This window comes from Agarivorans sp. Z349TD_8 (assembly GCF_050870825.2).
Lineage (GTDB): Bacteria > Pseudomonadota > Gammaproteobacteria > Enterobacterales > Celerinatantimonadaceae > Agarivorans.
Window position 1 is genome coordinate 2,846,987 of sequence record NZ_CP194037.2, and the last position, 21,976, is coordinate 2,868,962.

19 protein-coding genes are annotated in these 21,976 nt (G+C 45.0%); 11 read left to right on the forward strand and 8 right to left on the reverse strand.

What is annotated here, in order from left to right:
• Positions 1-66: 66 nt before the first annotated feature.
• The 4 genes from ACRRS1_RS12835 to apt form a co-directional block, all read right to left on the reverse strand.
• Positions 67-492 carry a DUF3010 family protein gene (locus ACRRS1_RS12835; RefSeq protein ID WP_432467669.1) on the reverse strand — a complete coding sequence of 142 codons (426 nt, stop codon included), beginning with the start codon at positions 490-492 and terminating at the stop codon, positions 67-69.
• 88 nt (positions 493-580) lie between these two features.
• Complete coding sequence (locus ACRRS1_RS12840) at positions 581-907, reverse strand: YbaB/EbfC family nucleoid-associated protein (RefSeq protein WP_432452779.1); 327 nt, start codon at positions 905-907, stop codon at positions 581-583.
• Between the two features lie 71 nt (positions 908-978).
• A complete protein-coding gene (dnaX, locus tag ACRRS1_RS12845; protein ID WP_432452778.1) occupies positions 979-3,264 on the reverse strand; it encodes a DNA polymerase III subunit gamma/tau in 2,286 nt (761 codons plus the stop codon).
• Between the two features lie 13 nt (positions 3,265-3,277).
• Positions 3,278-3,823: an adenine phosphoribosyltransferase gene (apt, locus tag ACRRS1_RS12850; protein WP_432452777.1), complete on the reverse strand. Its 546-nt coding sequence runs from the start codon at positions 3,821-3,823 to the stop codon at positions 3,278-3,280.
• Positions 3,824-4,244: 421 nt separating this feature from the next.
• Here apt and ACRRS1_RS12855 point away from each other — a divergent pair, with 421 nt between their 5' ends.
• Together ACRRS1_RS12855 and ACRRS1_RS12860 are read left to right on the forward strand one after the other, a co-directional pair.
• The gene (locus ACRRS1_RS12855; protein ID WP_432463358.1) at positions 4,245-5,186 is read left to right on the forward strand and encodes a tRNA-dihydrouridine synthase; all 942 of its coding nucleotides are present in this window, start codon (positions 4,245-4,247) and stop codon (positions 5,184-5,186) included.
• A 172-nt stretch (positions 5,187-5,358) separates the two neighbouring features.
• Positions 5,359-5,733 carry a TraR/DksA family transcriptional regulator gene (locus tag ACRRS1_RS12860; protein ID WP_432452775.1) on the forward strand — a complete coding sequence of 125 codons (375 nt, stop codon included), beginning with the start codon at positions 5,359-5,361 and terminating at the stop codon, positions 5,731-5,733.
• A 239-nt stretch (positions 5,734-5,972) separates the two neighbouring features.
• Here the strand turns inward: ACRRS1_RS12860 and ACRRS1_RS12865 are convergent, their stop codons facing one another.
• Both ACRRS1_RS12865 and ACRRS1_RS12870 read right to left on the reverse strand, forming a co-directional pair.
• The gene (locus ACRRS1_RS12865; RefSeq protein WP_432467668.1) at positions 5,973-6,998 is read right to left on the reverse strand and encodes a porin; all 1,026 of its coding nucleotides are present in this window, start codon (positions 6,996-6,998) and stop codon (positions 5,973-5,975) included.
• 772 nt (positions 6,999-7,770) lie between these two features.
• Entirely contained in the window at positions 7,771-8,781 is a 1,011-nt protein-coding gene (locus tag ACRRS1_RS12870; protein WP_432467666.1) for a porin, read from the reverse strand.
• 350 nt (positions 8,782-9,131) lie between these two features.
• Between ACRRS1_RS12870 and dinG the strand changes: the two genes are divergently transcribed.
• The 6 genes from dinG (at position 9,132) to ACRRS1_RS12900 (ending at position 14,728) form a co-directional block, all read left to right on the forward strand.
• Complete coding sequence (dinG, locus tag ACRRS1_RS12875; RefSeq protein WP_432463361.1) at positions 9,132-11,156, forward strand: ATP-dependent DNA helicase DinG; 2,025 nt, start codon at positions 9,132-9,134, stop codon at positions 11,154-11,156.
• Positions 11,156-11,935 (forward strand): TSUP family transporter, encoded by a 780-nt coding sequence (locus tag ACRRS1_RS12880; RefSeq protein WP_432452771.1) that lies wholly within the window; start codon positions 11,156-11,158, stop codon positions 11,933-11,935. The genes dinG and ACRRS1_RS12880 overlap by 1 nt, the downstream gene beginning before the upstream one ends.
• Positions 11,914-12,516 (forward strand): primosomal replication protein PriC, encoded by a 603-nt coding sequence (gene priC / locus ACRRS1_RS12885; protein ID WP_432463362.1) that lies wholly within the window; start codon positions 11,914-11,916, stop codon positions 12,514-12,516. Before ACRRS1_RS12880 ends, priC begins: the two co-directional genes overlap by 22 nt.
• Before the next feature lie 66 nt (positions 12,517-12,582).
• On the forward strand, positions 12,583-13,329 hold the full coding sequence (locus tag ACRRS1_RS12890) for a YccT family protein (RefSeq protein WP_432467665.1): 747 nt from the start codon (positions 12,583-12,585) through the stop codon (positions 13,327-13,329).
• A 77-nt stretch (positions 13,330-13,406) separates the two neighbouring features.
• A complete protein-coding gene (gene rsmS / locus ACRRS1_RS12895) occupies positions 13,407-13,589 on the forward strand; it encodes a pleiotropic regulatory protein RsmS (protein WP_432452768.1) in 183 nt (60 codons plus the stop codon).
• A 308-nt stretch (positions 13,590-13,897) separates the two neighbouring features.
• Positions 13,898-14,728 (forward strand): outer membrane protein OmpK, encoded by an 831-nt coding sequence (locus tag ACRRS1_RS12900; RefSeq protein WP_432459557.1) that lies wholly within the window; start codon positions 13,898-13,900, stop codon positions 14,726-14,728.
• A gap of 79 nt (positions 14,729-14,807) precedes the next feature.
• Here the strand turns inward: ACRRS1_RS12900 and ACRRS1_RS12905 are convergent, their stop codons facing one another.
• Both ACRRS1_RS12905 and ACRRS1_RS12910 read right to left on the reverse strand, forming a co-directional pair.
• Positions 14,808-17,864 (reverse strand): SbcC/MukB-like Walker B domain-containing protein, encoded by a 3,057-nt coding sequence (locus ACRRS1_RS12905; RefSeq protein ID WP_432459559.1) that lies wholly within the window; start codon positions 17,862-17,864, stop codon positions 14,808-14,810.
• Positions 17,864-19,006 carry an exonuclease SbcCD subunit D gene (locus tag ACRRS1_RS12910; RefSeq protein WP_432467663.1) on the reverse strand — a complete coding sequence of 381 codons (1,143 nt, stop codon included), beginning with the start codon at positions 19,004-19,006 and terminating at the stop codon, positions 17,864-17,866. The genes ACRRS1_RS12905 and ACRRS1_RS12910 overlap by 1 nt, the downstream gene beginning before the upstream one ends.
• A gap of 215 nt (positions 19,007-19,221) precedes the next feature.
• Here ACRRS1_RS12910 and ACRRS1_RS12915 point away from each other — a divergent pair, with 215 nt between their 5' ends.
• From ACRRS1_RS12915 to ACRRS1_RS12925, 3 genes are all read left to right on the forward strand, one after another.
• The gene (locus ACRRS1_RS12915; protein ID WP_432452764.1) at positions 19,222-19,446 is read left to right on the forward strand and encodes a hypothetical protein; all 225 of its coding nucleotides are present in this window, start codon (positions 19,222-19,224) and stop codon (positions 19,444-19,446) included.
• 2 nt (positions 19,447-19,448) lie between these two features.
• On the forward strand, positions 19,449-20,081 hold the full coding sequence (locus ACRRS1_RS12920) for a DUF2959 family protein (protein ID WP_432459561.1): 633 nt from the start codon (positions 19,449-19,451) through the stop codon (positions 20,079-20,081).
• A 152-nt stretch (positions 20,082-20,233) separates the two neighbouring features.
• The gene (locus ACRRS1_RS12925; RefSeq protein ID WP_432467662.1) at positions 20,234-21,943 is read left to right on the forward strand and encodes an EAL domain-containing protein; all 1,710 of its coding nucleotides are present in this window, start codon (positions 20,234-20,236) and stop codon (positions 21,941-21,943) included.
• The last annotated feature ends 33 nt before the right edge of the window (positions 21,944-21,976 follow it).

Consider the following 21,976-nt stretch of genomic DNA (forward strand, 5'->3'; position numbering starts at 1 on the left):
TGCTTCAAGGCAAACAAAAACCGATGCGCTTGCATCGGTTTTTTTATCGTGAAAAATTACTCATTTTTATTCAGCCATACAAGCAACATAAGCCGTTGTAAAAGCAATTTCTTGGAAGGCTTTAAGACCCGTAGTGGAGAAATCTACAGGCATTGGGTTATCTTTAAGAACCTGTTTTGATTGTGTCGCCGAAATCAACACCACTTTAAGCTCACTAATCAACTCAATCGCAGCTTCTAGTTTAAAACCAACTGCGCCGCCAGCAAACTTACCTTTCATTGGCCGTTGCTTAATTGCAACAACTTCTACTTGATAATCACTCATTAGCTTCGCAAAGGCAAATTGAAACTCTCGAAGATCTTGGGTGCTATTAATGTTAGTCAGTGTTAATCGTCGCGCACGGCAATCAGGGATTAGAAACAAGCCATCATCGAGGCTCAATAGGCTAACAATTACTTCATTACTTTTTATTTCTACGCCACATACTTTCATATTCATACCCGTTAAAAATAGACCGTGCAATCAGTTTATTGCACAAAAAAGGCCGCTAAGCGACCTTTTATCGGTTCGCTGTGCAATATTAAAATGGCATTTTCATACCAGGTGGCATTTGCATGCCACCGGTCACTTCAGCCATTTTGTCTTTGCTGGTTTCTTCTACTCGGCGCACCGCATCGTTGACAGCTGCTGCAAGCAAGTCTTCGATCATATCTTTGTCATCGTCCATCAAGCTGTCATCAATCTCCACTCGACGCACATTATGGTTACCTAACATAACTACTTTCACTAGGCCCGCGCCAGCTTCACCGGTCACTTCCATTTTGGCGATTTCTTCCTGAGCGCGCTGCATGCGATCTTGCATTTGCTGCGCTTGCTTCATAAGGTTGCCCATTCCGCCTTTAAACATAACTGTTCTCTTCTCTTCGGTTAGTTATAACTTCGACATTACATCTAGATTAATGTCGAAAATCAAGTTGTTCAGTGGTATTTAACGCTTTCGCCGACTAATTGTGCGCCAAAACGTTGTTGTAAAATTTGAATGTTAGGATCCGCGAGTAAACGCTGGGTAGCCGCTTCGATATTTTGGGCGTGTAATTGCTGTTGCAATTCAAGAGGGGTCTGTTGCTGACCATCCTCTCCAATATTAATCACCAACTCTATCGGTGCTTGCAAACTGGTACTCAGCTGCTGCTTAAGTTCTGCAACAGAATTTGGTTTCAGCAAATTTTTAAACTCGGGCTTGAGCAATAGTTGCACAGCATTTTCGTTTCGTGAATAAAGAGTATTTATCGCGATTTGACGCGCAATGGGCCCTAAGTTCATCTGGCTGACCATATTGGCCCAAGTTTCATCGTTGCTGCCAATAAACACCGGAACTTGAGCTGCAAGCGCGACCGTTTGTTCTAGGACTTGCGCGGTAGCGTCTTGCACAGTTTCAGACGCTTGAAGGGGTTGAGGCACTGGCGAGCTGGCTGCTACAGACTGAGAGGCGCTCGCCTCTTCAGACTTTTTTTCAGTTTTGCCTCGTCCGCGTAATTGACTGCGTAACTGTAGTAGCGAGGCGGTGTCTTCCGCACCAACCGGAGTCGATGATGATGAATTTATTGGATTGCTTTGCCTAGCATCAGAAAGAGGCTGAGCATATTCGGCAGCATAATTCAGATCAGGCTCGGCTGGTTGCTGATCCATTTCAGCTAACTGCGCATAATAGCTATCATCCACTGGCGGTTGCTGCTCGGTCAGCGGTACCGCTGACTGGCTTGGCTCTGCTGCTAAAACCGTCGGCTTATTCACAACAGCACTTGTTGATTCTGACAGTGAATTATTGGTAGCTGGTGCTGAATGTTGCGATTGTTTGTCAGTCGCTGGGCTGACACTTGAACTTGATTCAGAAACCGAGTCGACCTGCATTGCCTGCTGCGTTATTGGAGGGCTTGAACTCGGTGCATCACTAGACAGTTGCGCCTTTAATTTCGCAATACTTTGTTCGCGTTGTTGTACTCGAGGTTGACCAGTGATCGGTGTTGCAAGCTCACTCACCGCCGAGCTTTGAGTCGCCGGAGTCTGTAATTGATAACCTTGTTGTTCAGCCTGCGCCAAAATCTCCTGCTGCTCTTTGACTAAACTGCTATCAGCAAGCGCTGAATTATCGGGGCCTTGTGCGACAGGCTCTCGCGACGCTGCAATCCCCTGCTCCGCAGGTTGAAAAGCCAACATCCGTAACACACTCATTTCAAAACCAGTTCGAGGATTAGGAGCGTAGGCTAAATCCCGTTTACCAGTAATCACTATTTGATACAAAAGCTGTAACAATTGCGCATCAACCTGTTCGGCCAACATTTGAATCGTTTCATCCTGTTGACTCGCAGGCAATACCTGCGCCATAGCTACATGATGAATTAATTCAGCAAGTTGTTGATGTAAGTGCTCATAGTCGGGAGACATGCTGGCCAACTCAGCAATTTTATTGAAAGCCGATTCACTTTGGCCCGCGACTACATGGCATAATAACTGCCGTAATTGATGGGGATCGAGTACCCCAAGCATATCTAGAACTTGCTGATATTCAAGCGTTTGCTCACAAAGCGCCAGCGCCTGATCAGTCAAACTTAAAGCATCTCGCATACTACCATCGGCGGCATGTGCGAGTGCATTCAGTGCTGGTAGCTGATAACCACGTTGTTCCGCATCCAAGATATGTGCTAATTGACCCGCGATCTGCGGTTCACTCAAAGCTTTTAGGTGAAACTGTAAGCAACGAGATAACACGGTCACCGGCAACTTCTGAGGATCGGTGGTTGCTAATAAAAATTTAACGTGTTCCGGAGGCTCTTCCAGCGTTTTCAACAAAGCATTAAAGCTATGTCGAGATAACATGTGCACTTCATCAATCAAGTACACCTTATAACGACCTTTCGCCGGGCTATATTGCACGTTGTCCAACAGTTCGCGGGTATCTTCAACTTTGGTCCGAGATGCCGCATCAATTTCTAACAAGTCGACAAAGTTACCTTGGTCAACCTCGATGCAATTACTACATTGTCCACAAGGCTGAGATGAAACGCCCAGTTCACAGTTAAGACTCTTGGCAAACAAACGTGCAATAGTCGTTTTACCCACACCACGAGTACCACTAAATAAATAGGCATGGTGAAGACGCTGCTGATCTAAAGAGTTAATCAAGCCCGCGAGAACATGCTGTTGAGCAACCACCTGCTGAAAGGTTTTCGGCCGCCATTTTCTTGCCAGTGCTTGATACTTCATGAATGATACTTTCCTATTCGCCTTCAAACTCAACTAAGCAAGTTGATTCTACCCCAAGGGTGGTTAACTTTTGCGATCCCGGTAAGTCTATCAAATTAATCACAAAAGCCGCATAGTTAATCTCTCCCCCTAAGCGCCGAATCAATTTTACTGCGGCTTCAGCAGTTCCACCAGTCGCTATCAGATCATCGACTAATAAAACCTTATCACCGGGTTCAATTGCATCGGTATGGATCTCTAGCGTGTCCATGCCGTATTCAAGCTCATAACTTTCACCAATCACTGCTCGGGGCAACTTTCCAGGTTTACGTACTGGAATAAAACCAACACCAAGAGCTAAGGCGAGAGGTGCGCCAAAAATAAAGCCGCGTGCTTCAGTACCAACCACCTTGGTGATACCCAGATCTTTAAAAGCTTGATGCCATAATTCAATGACCAGAGCAAAAGCTTTAGGATCTTCAATTAAACTCGTAACATCCCGAAATAAGATCCCCTCTTTTGGGTAATCAGGTATGGTAATAATTGCATCTTTAATATAGTCGAGGTTAATGCTGCTCATGTTATATTCCATTTATCAAAAAAAAACGCCCAAACAATGGTGGGCGCTATTTATAATTTTTAATTATCTCAATTTGACAGGATAAAGCAACGAACAGAAACCGCAAAAATTGCTGCAGTATTAGCCAAACATTTTAATTAAAGACAAACTCAATGGTAGTGTCGGTAACAACAAAGCTACCACAAAACCTAGTAAATAGAATACGTTATAACTTTCTTTAAATTGATGATCCATCAACACTTTTCCCAAAAATTAAACTCAAGCAACTTTGATCTAGATCAATTATACTCGAATCACACGCCGTTAAACACCCAAAAAAATTATGGAAATAGCTGTCATCGACTCATTTACCCTTCATTAATATCTGTAGCCGTAAGGCCTATGAAACGCTAGACTGTGCGCTTTTGACTGAAGGTAAAATATGCGTGTAGTTCTCGCCCCAATGGAAGGTGTCGCTGATGCGTCAATGCGACAACTATTATCCAGTTGTGGTGGCTACGATTGGTGTGTGACCGAATTTATTCGCGTTACAAATATGCTATTACCTGACAAAGTCTTTTATAAGTATTGTCCTGAGCTATATGACAATGGTTACATTGACCAGCAAACGCCAGTAAGAGTTCAACTGTTAGGTCAACACCCCACTCCGATGGCAGATAATGCCTGCCGGGCGATCGAGTTAGGCTCACACGGTTTAGACCTAAACTTTGGCTGCCCCAGTAAAACGGTTACGGGAAGTTGCGGTGGTGCATCAATGTTAAAAACCCCCCAGTCAATCTATGACGTGGTACGAGCGGTCCGCCAGGCAGTGCCCACTCTACACACCATTTCGGCTAAAATTCGACTCGGTTGGGAAGATAGAAGTGACTGCTTCGACATCGTGCAAGCGGTACAAGAAGCTGGAGCCGATGAACTCACCATCCATGCTCGCAGTAAACTTGACGGTTACAAAGCGCCCGCACACTGGCACTATATAAAACAACTCAAACAACGTTATCAAATCCCGATTATCGCCAATGGCGAAGTTTGGGACCGCGAAAGTTACTTGCAATGCCAACACCACAGTGGCTGCGATGATGTGATGATTGGGCGTGGGGCCCTCACTATTCCAAACTTAGCCAAGGTAGTACGTGGAGAAGAATCTCCCTTAAGCTGGCAGGGTGTAATCGCCTTATTGCTCCGATATTCAGAGCACCAGATCAATCACGAGAAATCTAAATACTATCAAAGCCGGGTAAAACAATGGCTGCGCTACTTAGCCGGATTTTATCCACAAGCCGATCAACTATTTAGAGATATTCGCAGCCTAAAAGAGACCCCCTCAATCATTCAAGCCATTGAAGCCCAACACAAGTATCTGTAGCGCAACCAAGCCACCCGATAATGATAGAATTATTATTTATTTGTATTAGATCAACAAATAGTGAATAAATGGGGGCTTATAAGTTTATAGGCTTTAGTTTTGATTCACATCATATCTCAAGAGTCAGCCCACTGTTTATACTGCTAACTCACTTTATTATTTGGGGTTAACCGTGGAAACTAGAGATTATCAGCTGCAATTATTACAGCAACTTGAGCAGTTAAAGTCTGAAATAATCTCATTTTTAACTGCCTCAGAAAAATCCAGCATGAAATTAACTGCAGACAAGTTGCAAGCAATGAGTAATGAGCAGTTGATCGATCAGGCCTTAAAGCTTCAATACACCGAACTAAATAATCAATTGAAGCAATTAAAAAGAGTAGATGCTGCTTTGTGCCAAATTGACCTAGGCCTTTATGGTTTATGCAGTGATTGTGAAGAAGTCATCGAGCAAGAACGTTTGGATAACGACCCAAGTACCCAGCGTTGTCAATGTTGCAGTGATAAACACCGACTATCAAGAAGACACCAATGCTTAGCGCTATAAGTACGAAAAGTGTCGCTTACTGAGCGTCAGCACCACTTAAACAAACAATCCGAAATATTGATTATTATTTCGGATTGTTTATGTCCTAATTTATAGTTCGCACTCCAGAAAGCCCTCATTTCAAAACAACCTATTTATCATTTCGTTTATCTTCATCCAACAACAAAAATGCCGCTCAACACTGTGAACGGCAGGGTTTAGTCCCGAGAAACTAAAGCGCTCGCGGATTGCTTAGAAATTTAAAAATTGTAACGAACACCCGCAGCTAAGCGGTTGTCATCAGTCACTGCACCAGACACTGATTTAGAGCTACTGTCCTGATACTCGGTGTACAACAAGATATCGTTCCAATCATACATGGCACCCACTAAACCAGTTTTTAATTCAGCAGCTGAATGTTTATCTTCCTGGTAGTTCCAGCCAGTGTATAGCTGTAAGCCCATGTCGAGAGTGTACATGAATACACCTTCATGGCCGTTTGCTTTATCCGATACACCATCAGCTGCGGTAAATTCAATATTGTTTTTAAATTCACCGTAAGTCACCGCCGCATAGATAGGACCTTGATTGTAACTAGCCGCAAATACCGCAAGTTTGATGTCACCGTCGTTGTTTACCGCAACTTTCTCAGCATCGGTGCGGTTCATTTGGTGATAAGTTGCCGCTAAATTCAAACCAAAATCAAAGTCATAAGATAGTGCCGCAGAATAGCTGTCTTTACGGCCTTCTGTTTCATCAGCAAATTGGTATTGAGCGCTAAGGTTTATGTTGTGGAAGCTGCCATTGTATTGCAAAGCATCGTTGGCACGACCAGTCCCCGTTTCACCAGATTCACCATCGTATAAACTCATGGCTGAGCCACCGTAGACCCAAAATACATCAGTTGCGGCCGCCACCGTCGAATAAGTCGACCATTGCTTACCATAAGAAACTGAACCGTAGTCCTGATGATCAAAGGCGATAAAACCTAAGCGATTGTAAAATGGTGCATCACTATCGCCATTTGGTGTATTCATACCATATTCTAGAGTCGCTCGTGCAGCAAAGCCATGGCTTAATTGACGAGAGAAGTTAAGGTTTATCCGTGAAGAATTATCTTCTGAACGCAGATCACGCTCACCGTCTTTATTGGCTGACTCAAGCATCAAGTTGATTCGACCACCAACCGAGAATGCATTCTCACCGTCGTTGTAAAGCTCTTGTGCGGTCGTTGTACCCGCGGTGAATAAAGCTGGAATAGCGATAGCTAAAATTGTTTTTTTCATTGTTCCACTGCCTATTAAAGATGAATTATTAGCCTCTTCCATGACCCATTCTTACATCCTACGAATGGTATCCCTGAGCAGTGAAGTCCATCTCACGAGCGATATATTCACCTATAAACAGAATAAATTCAATATATTCACAATATAAATTGAACTTTTTAAAAATTAAAAACCAATAAATAAAATAAATATGATATTTAAATCTAAAGCATTGTGAATACCTAAAAACCATATAAATAACAACATTCATCCATCGGTTGAAGGCTTACAAAAATCAATCCATCGATGGCCTCATCATCCGGTGATGAAAAACGCCAAGCCCAAGCTATCTTCAAACCTTGGAGCCCATTAGCGCTTTGTGTTCAATTTTTATTTAACATGAAATATTATCCATCACAGCTGGAGATATGCGCTGAGTGAAACCCGCGAACCACAATCAAACAATGATTAAGTACTGTACTAAAGGAGAAAAACGATTAAATCCAGCGACTTCGACTGTGTTTTTTAGTTCTCTAGTGAGGCTTGCTTCGGCTTGAAAGCGTGAGTCGAGCACTGATTCACCGAACAACCACAACGGGCAACAGCAACGGGCAACAGCAACGCAGCAGCCTAACAAGCTCAGCATTATAGAAATAGCGAGAAGATAAAAGATAAAAGATAGAAGGTAGAAATAGTCCAGCAACAGGACAAGAGAAACAAATACAAAAAAGCCCGCCGAAGCGAGCTTTTCATCAGGACTAAACACTCAAGGTGTTTAAGACACTAACACAACTTAGAAGTTGTATTGAACAGCAATAGTCCAAAGATCTTCTTTGCCGTCAATTGAATCAGCTTTGTATTCTGCCCAAGTTTTCATGTTGCTGTTAAATGAGTATTGAACACCTAAAGTGAACTCATCAACAGTATCGCCTTGAGCGCTGATGCTGCCTTTAGCTTCTTGCGCAGTGTAACCACCAAACAATTTAACTGCATCGATGTCGTAAGTTGCAACTAAATCATAACCTTGAAGTTTAGCACCTTCTAGATCAGTCGCTGCGTATACAGCACCCAAGTAAAGGTCATTCAAAGTGTAAGCAGCAGATAATGCGTAGTTTTCTTTGTCAGCATTAGCAAACTTCTCTTTATGGTAACCACCATAAACAGCTAGACCAAGATCGGCAAAGTTGTAACCAATAGTAGTTGCGTAAGATGAATCAAGCTTAGCGGCAGTAGACACTTCATTTGAGTTATTTGGAGTACCTAGATCAACAGTAAATGCGTCATCTTTAAATTGGTAAGAAGCACCAACGTAAAAACCACCAAATTCGCCGTTATAAATGATTTGACCTTCTTGACGGCCGTCTTCAACATGGTTAAATGCACTGTAACCGTATGAGTTCCATACGTCAGTTGCTTCTACTGATTTGTAGAAAGCGGTATCGGTTTGACCAAATACAACAGTACCTGCATCATCAAAATCAAAACCAGCGTAAAGGTGGCGAGCTTTGAATTTAGAATCATCAGAATTTTCAGCAGCAATTTGCCATTCGCCTTTCGCTACACCAGCAATACCAGGAGCAATTTCAGAACGAGCATTAAAGCCCATACGAGCGGAACCTACACCATTGGTATCTGTGCCATCAAGCAAATTGTCATTTGCGTCTTTATTTTGCTCGTCTCTAATATCGAACTGCATGCGACCATATACGTCAGCAGATACGCCGTCTGCATCATATACGTTTGCAGCTTGTGCTGAAGCTGCAAATAAAGCTGGTATTGCTACAGCTAGAATAGTTTTTTTCATTTTCCTGTGCCTTCTTTAATTAATTAAACACTTATTCCTTAAATTCCCTGTGCGGCAGTGGTTTAGCACTGCACGAGCAATACATTAGCAAGCTGAAATTTTTTTGCAATAAAAAATTGAACTTTTATAAAATCGTGTAAATCGCTGTATCTACAACGATTTAAAGTGGTTAAACTGAATTATGGCGCGATATTCACCAATAAAATTGATAAAAGTGTGATCTATGCAACTTAGTGCTAAGATTGAATTTTTACCCCATTTGCAGCATTTTATGCCATACAGGGGATAAACTTGCGAACAAGCCTAGACAAAGCACTCCAATTTAAGTGGTTCACAACATTGAGATCTTCATGTTATCGGAAAAAAACAAACAAAAAATCCGCCTTTGGTATCGCACGCTTCAGGAGCAAAATTCAAATTTTGTGCCTAGAGCTGCACAAACTGCTTTGATTGCACAAATTTCCAAAACAATTGCTGGAGATATCAATCGCCACTCGCGGATCCTATTAGCAGAGGCGGGAACCGGAACCGGTAAATCGTTGGCTTATCTATTAGCGGCAATCCCTCTGGCCAAGGCCCTCAATAAAAAAATTGTAATCTCCACCGCAACGGTGGCCCTACAACAACAACTCCTCGACAGCGATTTACCTTTAGTGCACCGCGCTGCCCACGGTGAGTTTCAATTCTGTTTAGCCAAGGGACGGCAACGTTATTGCTGTGCACATAAACTGGTTGCCGCCCTCGCCCCAGAACAAGGCTTAAGTGCTAAACACATAGAACTTTGCAAACAACTGGCAGTGGCCCTGCAACAAGGTAAATGGGATGGCGACCGCGATACTTGGCCAAAGCCAATACCGTGGCAATTATGGCAACATGTGGTGGTCGATGGCTTAAGTTGCTCGGTACAATCGGCTCGCCACCGGAGTTGCCCCTTTCATAAGGCCCGTAAAGGCCTTAAAAAGGCCGATGTGATTATCAGCAATCACAGCTTATTACTCGCCGATTTACATGCCGGCAGCGGTCATATTTTGCCACCCGCAGAAGATTGCATCTATATATTAGATGAAGCTCATCAATTTCCAGAGATAGCCAGAGAATCCAGTGCCAACCATATTGCTTTAACGCAAGCCCTCAAGGAGTTAGCGGCCATTCAGCTGTTAGATAAAGAATTGTCGGCGCAACTAGACGCTTCTGCAATTGCCGCGACCAGCCTACAAGTCAGAGAAGCCTGCGCCGAGTTACAGCGCTGCTTCAATCAATTCAAAGACTTTGCAACCAGCAATCGAAGTCTATTCGACCCCAGCGGTCATTGGCGTTTCCCACTAGAGCAAACCCCCAGTGCGGTAAGTAATTTGGCAAAGAACTATCATCGCCAAGCCACCAAGCTCAATAACAATCTGCAATCCTATGCAGGGGTGATCCAGGAAAGCGTCGACAATAATCAACTCAAGTCTTCACTGGCCGAGGCTTTATTAAGCCGACTCAGCGTATTTCAGTACCTGACTGAATCTTGGGTTGATACCTTATATAGCTATGCCAATGACAACCAGCAAAAAAATTATGCATTCTGGTTCAGCCTTCAAGACAAGGAAAGCTATGTTTGCTGCTCGCCAATCGAAGTCGGGGGCTTACTGCAACAACTGCTGTGGCAAGATGCATTCTCGGTTATCGCGGTCTCTGCAACCTTAAGTGCCCTAGGCAAGTTTTCTTATTTCTTACAGCAAGTAGGGCTACAAAAACTCAAGGCCGAACAACTGATCAAACTCCCCTCTCCCTTTAATTACCAACAAGTCTCATTGTCGGTTCCCAATGACGTGAGCGATCCTGACTCACCCAGTTTTGCCGCAGACGTTGCCCGTTACATCATCCGGGCCCAACAGCATCAAGGCGGCATTTTGGTGCTATGTAACTCTTATCGACTAGTTTCATTGGTCGCAGAACAACTCGAGTCGGCAAAGATTGAGCACTTGTGGACCCAAGGAGAGTTGAGCAATCACCAATTGTTAGCCAAGCATCGCGCTTGTCGCAATAAACAACAAACCAGTACCATACTCGCGACCATCGGCTTTAGTGAAGGGATCGATTTACCCGGAGAGTTACTCACCGATTTAATTATTGCCCGCTTGCCCTTTGCCGTCCCCACTGATCCGGTAATGGCTAGCCATGCAGAATTATTAGAAAGTCGCAATCAAAATCCCTTTATGCAGCTCACCTTACCCAGTGCCAGTCGAAAGCTGATACAAAGCTGTGGAAGATTAATGAGAAAAGAAAGTGATTCAGGTAGAATCACGCTGCTTGATAGTCGGCTCAGTGCTCGCCGCTATGGTAGCCAATTGCTGGCTGCTTTACCTCCATATAATAGAAGTGATAGTTAATGTTAGAATTGGGACTCGACTCCTCTGTTTTAATCCTCATCGTTGGTATCGGTTTAACTGCCGGATTCATCGACGCAATTGCTGGCGGTGGTGGCCTACTCACCATTCCGGCACTGCTCAGTATCGGCTTACCACCACATATTGCACTGGGGACCAATAAACTTGCCGCCAGCTTTGGCTCCAGTACCGCAGCATGGACCTTTTATCGAAAACAACTCTTTAATCCGCTATTTTGGTTTTATAGCTTTGTCGCCACCGCGCTTGGTGCCTTCGCGGGTACCATGGTAGTCGATTTCATTAGTACCGATTGGCTCGAGAAATTATTACCGTTGGTGATCATGGCCACCGCCGTTTATACCGTGTTGAATCGTCAACAAGCGGATGGCCAAGCGGTATTGCCGCCGATGAATAAGAAGTTGAAACAGCAAATGAGTGTTCAAGGCCTGAGTCTTGGTTTTTATGATGGTGTTGCAGGACCTGGCACAGGCGCATTTTGGACGGTCTCTTCAATGGCCTTATATAAAATGAATATCTTGCTGTCTTCTGGTTTGGCTAAAGCGATGAACTTCACCAGTAATTTTGTATCCTTTTTAACTTTTGTTTATCTGGGGCATGTCAACTGGCTGATAGGTCTGGCGATGGGTTTCAGTATTATGCTCGGCGCGGTCGCAGGGGCTCATTCGGCAATTCATTTCGGTGCCAAGTTCATACGTCCAGTATTTGTCACGGTGGTGATGGTGATCGCAGGAAAACTCGCATGGCAAGCATGGTTCAGCTAGAGCTGCAACGCTTAGCTGACAAATTAAGACAACTCAAACAACAAGCGGAGCATCGTGATTTACAAGGCGATCGCAGCGCTTATGCAAAAATGGCAGTTCTAGATGAACGCTTTAGTTGTCGCAGTGACTTATTTTTTGACTACGTGTTGGAGTTGGAAAACGACTTGTCACGTATCGCACGTCTGAGCGACATCAGTCAAGATGTAGAACTCATCAAACTATACTGCGATCGCTTTATTGGTAAATTTGCGATGTTGCAGAGTCAAATGAACAAGGCTTTAGCGCTGCAACAACGCCAACGAGCACCACAGCAACAAAAAGTTCTTTCCTGGCAAAATAAGCTGGATAAAATAATTCGTTCTGGTGATCGCTCGCAACTTCAAGAAAAATTGCTGCAACAAAAACAATTCGAGCAACAATTGGAGTATAAAATTGCCGAAAAAAGCCAACGACTTAATCGTAGCAATCCACAGACAGATACTGCTAGACTAAGCGCCGAGATCCTCAACCTAAAGAGTCGCTTAGGTGAGTGTCAGAAAACAACTTGGAAACTAGAACAAAAGATTAATCAAATTAAGTAAGCTGAACTAATCATAAGCAATATTGCTTACTCAGCTTAAATAGAATCACACTTTAAGGAGTAATTCATGCGATTCTTAGTAAAGGCGGTAACATTAACATGTGCTTGTTTGGCAAGTTGGAGTGCGTTGGCTGCCAGTTTTTCTACGCCAAATCATTTTGAACTAATGTATGTCGATAAAAAGCCGGTTCGCGCCTTGAGTTTAAACAAAAGCAACGTCGAACTGCCGACAGGCCAACATCAAGTTGTGGTTCGTTATAGCGACAATATAGGCTCTAACAATAATTCAGAACTCGTTAAGTCTAGCCCTATCGTCATCAATATTGAGCTTAAAAATGGTCAAGAGATCTTCTTAGAGTCGAAGCAACCCAATACCCTAAGTCGCGCCAAAAGCTTCGCTAAAAAACCGCAATTCACTTTAAAAGATCAACATGGCGGCACCGTCAACGCAAGCCATTACATTTTACCTAAAAAATCAGGGCTACAGCTTTCACGTAACTATTTAAATGAAATTGCCGCTATCGAGGCCGAGCAAGCGAAGGCAAATCCAGTCGCGGCAAGTACTATTGCAGTAGCGGAGACCACAACCCGTGCAGCAACGCCAGCGCCAGCTGCCAAACCAGTCGTGATGAATAGTGCAACCGGCACTGCAGTAACAGTGGCAACAACAAGCGCAGCAACAGCAGCAGTCACTATACCAAGTAACACAGACGCAAGCGATAACACCGAATTACAAATGCTACAGTTCTGGTATCAGCGTGCAGATGCTACCACCCGTAAACAATTTCAAATTTGGGTTATCCAACAACAATAATTTGTGCATGGGTTTGGATGGATAATGCTGTTCATCCATCCAAACCTTGTTACAACGCCTTGGAATCTGGAATCGCAATGTCTCTAAATCAGGCCCCCAAACATATCCAACTCGCAGTCGATCTAATTCAACTGCTCGAACAACATAACCTTGAAGCGCAAACTGTCCTAGATGCCTTGGAAATTGTTAACCAAGATTACCAACGCAAGCTAAAACAAACTGCAGCTCAGTTCAGCAATTCGATAGATATCGAAGCTTAAAAACGCAGTACCACCCTCCTAACTCACCTCTATCTGTTAAATTAAATTTGGCCACAAACCACCAAGCAAACTAAAACGCCTCTAAATAGATATCATATTGATGACAAGACTGTGATCAGTCGATGAAAATCGATGGATCCTCATACAAACATAAACATTTTTAGTTAATAACTAACGAGCTGTACAAAAATAATTAAAAAAAACCGTGAACCATACTGAACTTTTTCAAGTTTCAGGGATAAGATTGGCGTGAGAGCGATATAAGCCACATTCGGTAATTCACATACAGTGAACAAGGAACTACCTCAATGAAAAAATTTGGATTAATAGCTGCAACATTGCTTGCAGCAGCATCCTTCTCAGCCAACGCTGCAGAAGTTCAAGATGATGTACACGCTAACGACTATAATTGGATGCAGTTCAACTTGATGCATACTCTAGATCAAAGACCTTATAGTGGTTCAGACTACCAAGATACCTACCTAGAAATGGAGTTTGGTGGACGTTCTGGCTTATGGGATGTTTATGGCTATGTCGATGTCTTCGATATTCTCGACAGTGGCAGCAGTAATAAACACTTAAACGCTTCTGGACATAAACAAGGTGGCATGTTCATGAAGTTTGCCCCTCGCCTATCTTTAGATGCACTTACCGGTAAAGATCTATCCTTCGGTCCAGTTCAAGAACTCTACATCGCCACGCTAAATAACTTTGGTGACCAACAGCAAGAACACTTCATCGGCCTTGGCTCTGACGTGAACGTGCCTTGGTTGGGTAAAACTGGCATGAACTTGTATGCTCGTTACAGTGCGAAAAACTTTGGCAATGACGACGAAGGTTCATTCAACGGTTACCAATTCTCGATGAACTGGTTCAAACCTTTGTACTTCTTCGACAATAAGAGCTTTATCTCTTACCAAGGTTACTGGGACCACCTATTTGGCGCCAGTGACTACTCAGACCAATTTGGCCGTACCAGCTCTGGTGGTAACCTGTTCCAAGGTATCTACTGGCACTCAGACCGCTTTGCAGTGGGTTACGGTCTAAAATACTTCTATGATGTGTATGGATTTGAAGATGGTGGATTTATGGATTCAACCGGCTTCGGTCACTACTTCTCAGTGACTTACAAAATCTAAACTGAGTCTCTCACGTACTTTCAAAGCCTGGCCTCGCCAGGCTTTTTTATTCCAACACTGATAAACTAACCACAGCCGGTTACGGTAATACCAATTGCGTGTGGCTGCCACTGGCAGTTTTTAAGACATCAATCCGAGTCGCGATCTGTTCTTTCATTTCAGCTACATGGGAAATCACCCCCACCATGCGACCAGCACTCTGTAAATCCACCAAGGTGCGAATGGCCAGATCTAAGGATTCTTGATCGAGGCTACCAAAACCCTCGTCGATAAATAAGGTATCCAGCTTAATGCCCCCAGCGTAGGCCTGCACCACATCCGACAAACCAAGCGCCATCGCCAATGCAGCCATAAAACTCTCCCCACCACTCAAGGTCGCAACCGATCGCAGCTTTGAGCTATAACTATCTTCCACTTCCAGCTCTAAACCCGAGGCCTTGTTCCCTTTGGCGCGCTGCGCTTTGCGGATCAACTGATAGCGCCCCTTACTCATCACTTGCAAACGCTGGCTCGCTTGCAGCAATACATCATCGAGCAATACGCTCAAAACAAAGCGCTGTAAACTGATTTTATTACCGGTATTGCCATTGGCCACGTCAGCCAAGGTGCCAATCACCTGATATTGTTGCTGCAATTCTTCGGCTTTTCTATCGGCGTCCAGTAATTTGTGTTGTACCGCCAATAATTCCTGTTGACGGCTATTCAGTCGGTTCCATAGCGCGTCCCGTTCGCTACGCTGCTCCGCTAAAGTGTTCAGCTGTTGTTGCAACAGCGTCAAGTCTTCGGTTTTTTTCCCTTTGAGCTTACTCTTTAGCTGCTCAAACTTAGCCTGTTCACTGGTGAAGTGAGTGCTAAAATGCTCTACAACTTGTTTTAAGTTGGCAATTTCACCATCACTGATCAAAGCCTGATTATAAGCATTCTCATTGGTAAAACAGGACTCAGCTAAACGCTGACTAAATAGCTGCTGCGCCTCCAATAAGCCTTGCTGAGCAAGTTTCAGCGCTTGCTGGGCGGCTTCCGCTGCCGACTGTTTTGCCGAGTAATCCTCACGGGCCTGAGCATGACGCTGAGTAAGCTGTTTGATATTTTGCTGTAGCTTACTGACTTTATCGCCCTGTAATTGCAGCGCCTGCTCTAATAACTGCGCCTCACAATATTGCTTAGGCAGCGCTTGTTGCGCCTGCTCACATTGACCACTCAAGATGTCCTGCTGACTTTTCTGCTGTTGGTAAGACTCGCGTGCCAGTTCAATCTGTTGCTGTAATTGTTGTTCCTCGAGTTGTAATTGATCCAACTGAGTTTGTAAGGCTTGCACCTGCTGTTGCGCTTGTTCAGCCAAGCTTAAGTCCTGCTGGGCTTGCTGGAGCAAAATTTGCGCCTGCTCCAGCGTCATCTTAGCCGCGTCCCCTAAACCCTGCTCTAAAGAAGCTTGCTGAGTCCGCCATTCATTGAGCTGTACCGTCAACGTCTTGTGCTGATGGCGGGCTTCTTGTAAACGTTGATTAGCCTGTTGTTCAGCTTCTCTCGCCAACTCTAAGTCACGCTCTGTTGGCAGTATTTCGCTACTGCGAGCCAAATGAGGGTGCTCAATACTGCCACACACTGGACAAGCTTGTCCCTGCTGTAAGCTTTGAGCAATAATCGCTGCCTGCCCCTGATGCCAGCTCAGCTGAATTTGCTGAGCCTGCTGCAACGCAGCCTGATGAGCATCCGCAAGTTTTTTACCACGAAGTAAAGAAGCCTCCAGTTGCTGCTGAGTTTCTATCAACTTACCGTTGAGCTCAGCTAAAGCCTGACATTGGCTAAAGCGCTGCTCTACAAGATGCAGCTGTTTTTGGCAGCTTAGCTGCCGTTGCGCTTGCTGCTGGGCCGAAGTGAGTTGTTGCTGTATCGCTGATTTACTATTTTCTAGTGTACTCAGCTTTGCTTTTAAACTTTTGCCCTGTAACTCTTGTTCGTTTAAACGGCGCTTTGCCTCGCCCAGCTCACGCTCTATTTGCTGCTGCTTTTGCAACAGCGGCTTAAAACTTTCCAGTAACCGAAGTTGCTCTTGGCTGGCACTAAGTTGCTGCTCTTTCTCCGCCACTTGTTGGAAATCTTGCTCCGCGAGTGTCAGGGCTTGTTTAGCTTCGGCAAAAGCAGTTTGGCTTTGGCTTTGGGCCAAACTGGCATTTTTAGCGTCATTAAAGCGCTTTGCCTTCGCTTGATCGGCTGGCTCTAAACGCTGAGCCGCTAAAGCCTGCTCTAATTCCAATTGTTGTTTTTGGATCCCCGCTTGCTGTTTTTTCAGCGCGCCAACACTCACCTTGAGTTTTTCTAACTCGGTAAATTCACTGGCCACCAGGTTAGCCGATTCAAACTGTTTATTTGCGATGTCATAGGCTTCACTGGCCTTTAACTGCGCTTGCTTGGCTGCTTCCAACTGCGGGCCAAGTTGGCTAATTTGTTCTGCTAATGCACTTTCTTCGCTCAACTCGGCGCCTTGTAAAATTCCCTCGCGGACATTTTTTTGCTCCAACGCCGTAGCACGGATCGTCGCGGCTTTTACTTTTAAACGCTCTTCTATTCGCCGATAGATGTGAGTTTGGAACAATTGGCTGAAGATCTTCTCGCGTTCTTTGGAATCTGCCATCAACAATTGGCGAAATTTACCCTGCGGTAAAACCATCACCTGACGAAATTGGTCTGCATCTAAACCAGTTAAACGTTCAATTTCGGCATTCGCTTCGGAGACTTTGGCTGCCACCATCAATGAAGACTCTCCCGCGAGGTCAAATTGGTATAACTGCGCCTCCGGTTTTTGCTGCGTATAACCATCCCCGGATTTTTTCAGCCGCGGCTGCTCTGGCACCCGACGGATCCGATAGCGTTTAGTTCCCAATTCAAATTCAAATGTAACTTCGGTCAATAAGGCTTCGTCACTGATATCACAACGCATTTGACCGCCTTCTCGCTCATCCCCGGTGGTTTTGCCATAGAGCGCAAAACAAATCGCATCCAGAATGGTCGTTTTCCCCGCCCCCGTCGGCCCATTGAGTAGAAATAGCGGGTTGCTACCAAGTTGGCTGAAATCGATATTCTCACAAGTGGAAAATGGCCCAAAGGCGCTCATGCTCAGGTGAATGGGTCGCATTATGCTGGCTCTCCGCGGTGTAGCTGCTCAATAGTCTGCTGTACAAACAGCTGCTGAGCCTCGCTTAAAGGCTCGCCCGAGACCTGCTCAAAAAAATCGCTGAACATGGCATATTCGCCTTTTTTGATGTGATCGCGCTGCAGTTCTAAATGCGGCTGCTGCGCCATTAAGCCGCTGCGCTCCAAATGCAACACGTTGGGGTAAACCGCACGCAGTTTGCCCATAGCATCCAAAATAGCCGACTTGTCGAGCAGCCGAATCATCAGGTAATCGTCGGCATGCGGGTCACTTAAACCCGCGGCTAATAACTCGCTAAAAAAGCCCTCGATCACCCGTACATTACGCAGGGGTTTAAGCGGCAACAACGTGACCTGCGGCCCTTGTGGAGTCAATTCAACCAAGCTAAGCGACTTGTTTTGATGCTGTTCGCTAAAAGAATACTTTAATAAAGAGCCAGAATAGCGGATATGTTCAGCCCCCTTATATTGCGGCCCATGCAGATGACCAAGCGCGCTATAAGCAAAATCTGCGAAAAGTGATGGCGAAATCTTATCGGCACCGCCCATGCTGAGTGGCCGTTCAGAATCAGACTCGTCACCACCATCCAAAAAGCAATGCGCCACCACCACTTTGGCTAAATCGCCACTGTCATGTTGCTTCACTTGCTCCACTAACACCGCCATCGCTTCTTGATGGGTACTCACTTCACAATCAAAGACTTGCCTGACCATCGCAGGCTCTGCATAAGGCAAACCGTAAAACATCGCCGACTCGCCATTTTTCGCGCCAATTTTAATAGCTTGCAGCTCCCGACTTAATGGGCCTACGATATACAGACCACTGGCTTGCATTTGTCGAGCAGCAAAGGCGAGACGCTGCGCGCCGTCATGATTGCCGGCAATCATGATCACCGGAATAGCCAGTTGCTTCACCAATCGGTCTAAGACCTCATCGAGCACTGTAACAGCTTGGCTCGGCGGTACTGAACGGTCGAACACATCACCGGCGACCACCAAAGCATCCACCTCATGTTGTTTGGCGAATTGAATCACTTGCTCCAAGACAAAGACTTGGTCCTCTAACAAAGAGTGATTGTGTAACTGTCGACCTAAATGCCAATCGGAAGTATGCAGAAACTTCATGAAATGCCTGTGCGTTAACGAAATGAGATATCAAGAATTTGCGAATTATTTGCGCGCCTCATTATCGCCAAGCAAAGCCCCTAAATCAACGAAAGCTCGGGCTTTAACGACCGCAATTGTACAAAGCTGTCGATTTTTCCTTTCGCAAAACTCGCCTCAAGCGACTGTCTCTGGCAACATAGCAACACAAACCTGATTTTAACTAAGGAAGCGTCGTGTCTACGCAAGGTTCTGCTGGCAATGTGATTGCCGCAATCTGTAGTTTTTTTATTCCCGGTCTGGGTCAGTTAGTCCAGGGAAGATTGTTAGCCGCATTGCTATTTTTTGTGGTGACCGCCGCAGGTTACGCCATGTGGTGGCTGATTTTTCCTTCAGTCATTGCTGCATTGGTTCATCTATGGGCGATTATTGACGCAGCTCGGTTTCGCTCTGGAGAATAAAAATGAGAATACTAACCCTTATGTTACTGCTGAGCTTGATACAGGGCTGTGAATCAACCTACTACTCGGCCATGGAAAAAGTAGGTTACCACAAGCGCGAAATATTGGTGGACCGAGTCGAAGACGCTCAACAGAGCCAACAACAAGCGCAACAACAGTTTGGCTCGGCCCTAGAGCAACTAAAAACACTAAGCCAATTTGAAGGTGGCGACCTCGAAGATATCTATGATGAAGTCAACGCCCAATATCAAGATGCTCAGGCTGCGGCCGAAGACGTGAGTCAGCAAATCAATCAAGTCGCCAGTGTCGCCGAGGCTATGTTTGATGAATGGCGTGGCGAATTGGACCAATACCAGTCGAAGAGTCTCAAAGCGCAAAGTAGTAAACAACTCACCACTACCCGCCAACGCTACGCCAGCATGTTAAAGGCGATGCGCAAGGCCGAAGCACAAATGCAACCGGTATTAAGTCGACTCAAGGACAATCAACTTTACTTGAAACACAACCTGAATGCCCGTGCCATTGGGGCGGTTGGCCAAGAGTTTTCACGCTTAGAAAAAGAGGTGGCGAGTGTCATCGAACAGATGAGTAAGGCGATTGCCGAGTCCGATAAATTTATTGCCAGCATGCAATAAATACTAAATAGCCAATGCTGGCAGTCAGTTAATGACTCGCCAGCAGTGTTTTAGGCACTTCAAGAAAGCCCCCTTTCTGCAACATTTCCTTCATAAAATTGTAGTAAATTTGCCATTGCTCATACTTAGCCTAGGCGCAACAGTGACCCGCAATGCATATATTTAACCATCAAATTCGATTGACTCAGCCCCCTTCAGAACATCAGCAACGGACCCGGCAAAGTTGGTTTTCTTCGCGACATGTTAGGCCGATACTATTCACGCTTATTTGCAGCCTCCTGCCCATCGTAATGAGTTATTCTTGGACCTTAGCGCATACTAAGCAGCAGCGTCGTGAAGCATTTGCTCAGCAATTTGAACTCAGTTATCAAGCAATAAACCAAAACCTGCTGGCGCTGCATCACTATTTTATTGGCTTAGATCGACTCGATATTAACTGTGCTCCTGAAACCCTACTAGCACTACGCAAGGTGCATTTTCAAATCACTTATGTCGCAGAACTTGGTTTAGTTGATCAAAGCGGACAACTCAGATGTAGCAGCTGGGGGCCGGTCAATCCCCCTTATGAGGTCCTTAAACCAGTCGCGAATCAGCAACTGCGTTACTATGGGCCAAGCGTTCTGGAATACAGTCAAGAGGTGGCGATGATTATCGCCAAAACACGCAGCAATGGGAGTGAAATTAACGCGGCAATCCCGTTATCTGTATTTAAGGCTTTTGTTCAAGGCAACGACAATAAACAAGATCTCGTTGCTTTGGTCGACTCAAACAATGGCACACCATTATTTGTCAATGGTCACTACAGCTTACCACTGCAGCACGGCAAGACACTATTTCCTTTAACTCAATCGGTGATCGATCAAACCGCCCACTTTGACGACTCAAACAGGCGGTATTACTTAGCGAAACCGTTTTCCGCTCTGCCCGGTTTAAGCTTGTTATCGACTCGTACCGAGCAACAACTTTATCTTGGGGCCCATCGCTTATCCCTGTTACAGGTCGCATTGTATTTATTGCTAATTTGCGGCATCTTTTATTTTATCCAACGCCAACAGGGGCGTCGACTTAGCCAAAAAAGTCAGTTAAAAACAGCCATCCGTAATCAAGAATTCATTAACTATTACCAAGCAATCTGGGATAGCCGAACGGGTCGTTTAATCGGCGTAGAACTGTTAGCTCGATGGTTACACCCAATTGACGGCATACGCAGCCCAGATTCATTTTTGCCAGACATCCAACGGTACCGACTTCAGGTGGCTTTAACCGAGCAGCTACTGGCGACCTTAAAGACCGATCTCAATGGCCTGCTCACACACAATGCTTTACTAAAGATCAATATCAACATCACTGGTCAGCATCTCAACGATCCCGAGTTTGTGGTGAAACTGTTGGCGATTCATCAAACTTGCCGGCAAATTTGTCTGGAAATTACCGAAACTCAACTGGTGGATATAGACTCACCACAGGTTCAAGACGCGCTCAGTAAACTACAAACCCAAGGCGTAAAATTAGCCATCGATGACTTTGGAACAGGTTATGCTGGCTTACAGTATTTACAACAACTCCCCTTAGATACGCTAAAAATTGACCGAAGCTTTGTAGCTGCTATCCATACCGACTCTCCGCAGGCTAAAGTACTCGATGGAGTCATAGACCTAGCCTTAAATCTTAATCTACAAATTGTGGCAGAAGGAGTAGAAACCGAGGCTCAAGCTCAGTATTTACGTGACAAAGGCGTCTACTTACACCAAGGTTGGTTGTATAGCAAAGCAGGCCCTATCGAGGATTTATTAACACTCACACCAATCATTGAACCGCCAGCGGCGCGACAATTTAACCCGGTTTATGGTGAGAGCTCTTGAATTGCTCAACACTTGCCAATCCCCAAAGACTCT

What these genes read in the sequence shown, in the direction of transcription:
- ACRRS1_RS12835 (WP_432467669.1), bottom strand. Translation starts at nt 492, where the DNA reads ATGAAAGTATGTGGCGTAGAAATAAAAAGTAATGAAGTAATTGTTAGC.
- ACRRS1_RS12840 (WP_432452779.1), bottom strand. Translation starts at nt 907, where the DNA reads ATGTTTAAAGGCGGAATGGGCAACCTTATGAAGCAAGCGCAGCAAATG.
- dnaX (WP_432452778.1), bottom strand. Translation starts at nt 3,264, where the DNA reads ATGAAGTATCAAGCACTGGCAAGAAAATGGCGGCCGAAAACCTTTCAG.
- apt (WP_432452777.1), bottom strand. Translation starts at nt 3,823, where the DNA reads ATGAGCAGCATTAACCTCGACTATATTAAAGATGCAATTATTACCATA.
- ACRRS1_RS12855 (WP_432463358.1), top strand. Translation starts at nt 4,245, where the DNA reads ATGCGTGTAGTTCTCGCCCCAATGGAAGGTGTCGCTGATGCGTCAATG.
- ACRRS1_RS12865 (WP_432467668.1), bottom strand. Translation starts at nt 6,998, where the DNA reads ATGAAAAAAACAATTTTAGCTATCGCTATTCCAGCTTTATTCACCGCG.
- ACRRS1_RS12870 (WP_432467666.1), bottom strand. Translation starts at nt 8,781, where the DNA reads ATGAAAAAAACTATTCTAGCTGTAGCAATACCAGCTTTATTTGCAGCT.
- dinG (WP_432463361.1), top strand. Translation starts at nt 9,132, where the DNA reads ATGTTATCGGAAAAAAACAAACAAAAAATCCGCCTTTGGTATCGCACG.
- ACRRS1_RS12880 (WP_432452771.1), top strand. Translation starts at nt 11,156, where the DNA reads ATGTTAGAATTGGGACTCGACTCCTCTGTTTTAATCCTCATCGTTGGT.
- priC (WP_432463362.1), top strand. Translation starts at nt 11,914, where the DNA reads ATGGCAAGCATGGTTCAGCTAGAGCTGCAACGCTTAGCTGACAAATTA.
- ACRRS1_RS12890 (WP_432467665.1), top strand. Translation starts at nt 12,583, where the DNA reads ATGCGATTCTTAGTAAAGGCGGTAACATTAACATGTGCTTGTTTGGCA.
- rsmS (WP_432452768.1), top strand. Translation starts at nt 13,407, where the DNA reads ATGTCTCTAAATCAGGCCCCCAAACATATCCAACTCGCAGTCGATCTA.
- ACRRS1_RS12900 (WP_432459557.1), top strand. Translation starts at nt 13,898, where the DNA reads ATGAAAAAATTTGGATTAATAGCTGCAACATTGCTTGCAGCAGCATCC.
- ACRRS1_RS12905 (WP_432459559.1), bottom strand. Translation starts at nt 17,864, where the DNA reads ATGCGACCCATTCACCTGAGCATGAGCGCCTTTGGGCCATTTTCCACT.
- ACRRS1_RS12910 (WP_432467663.1), bottom strand. Translation starts at nt 19,006, where the DNA reads ATGAAGTTTCTGCATACTTCCGATTGGCATTTAGGTCGACAGTTACAC.
- ACRRS1_RS12920 (WP_432459561.1), top strand. Translation starts at nt 19,449, where the DNA reads ATGAGAATACTAACCCTTATGTTACTGCTGAGCTTGATACAGGGCTGT.
- ACRRS1_RS12925 (WP_432467662.1), top strand. Translation starts at nt 20,234, where the DNA reads ATGCATATATTTAACCATCAAATTCGATTGACTCAGCCCCCTTCAGAA.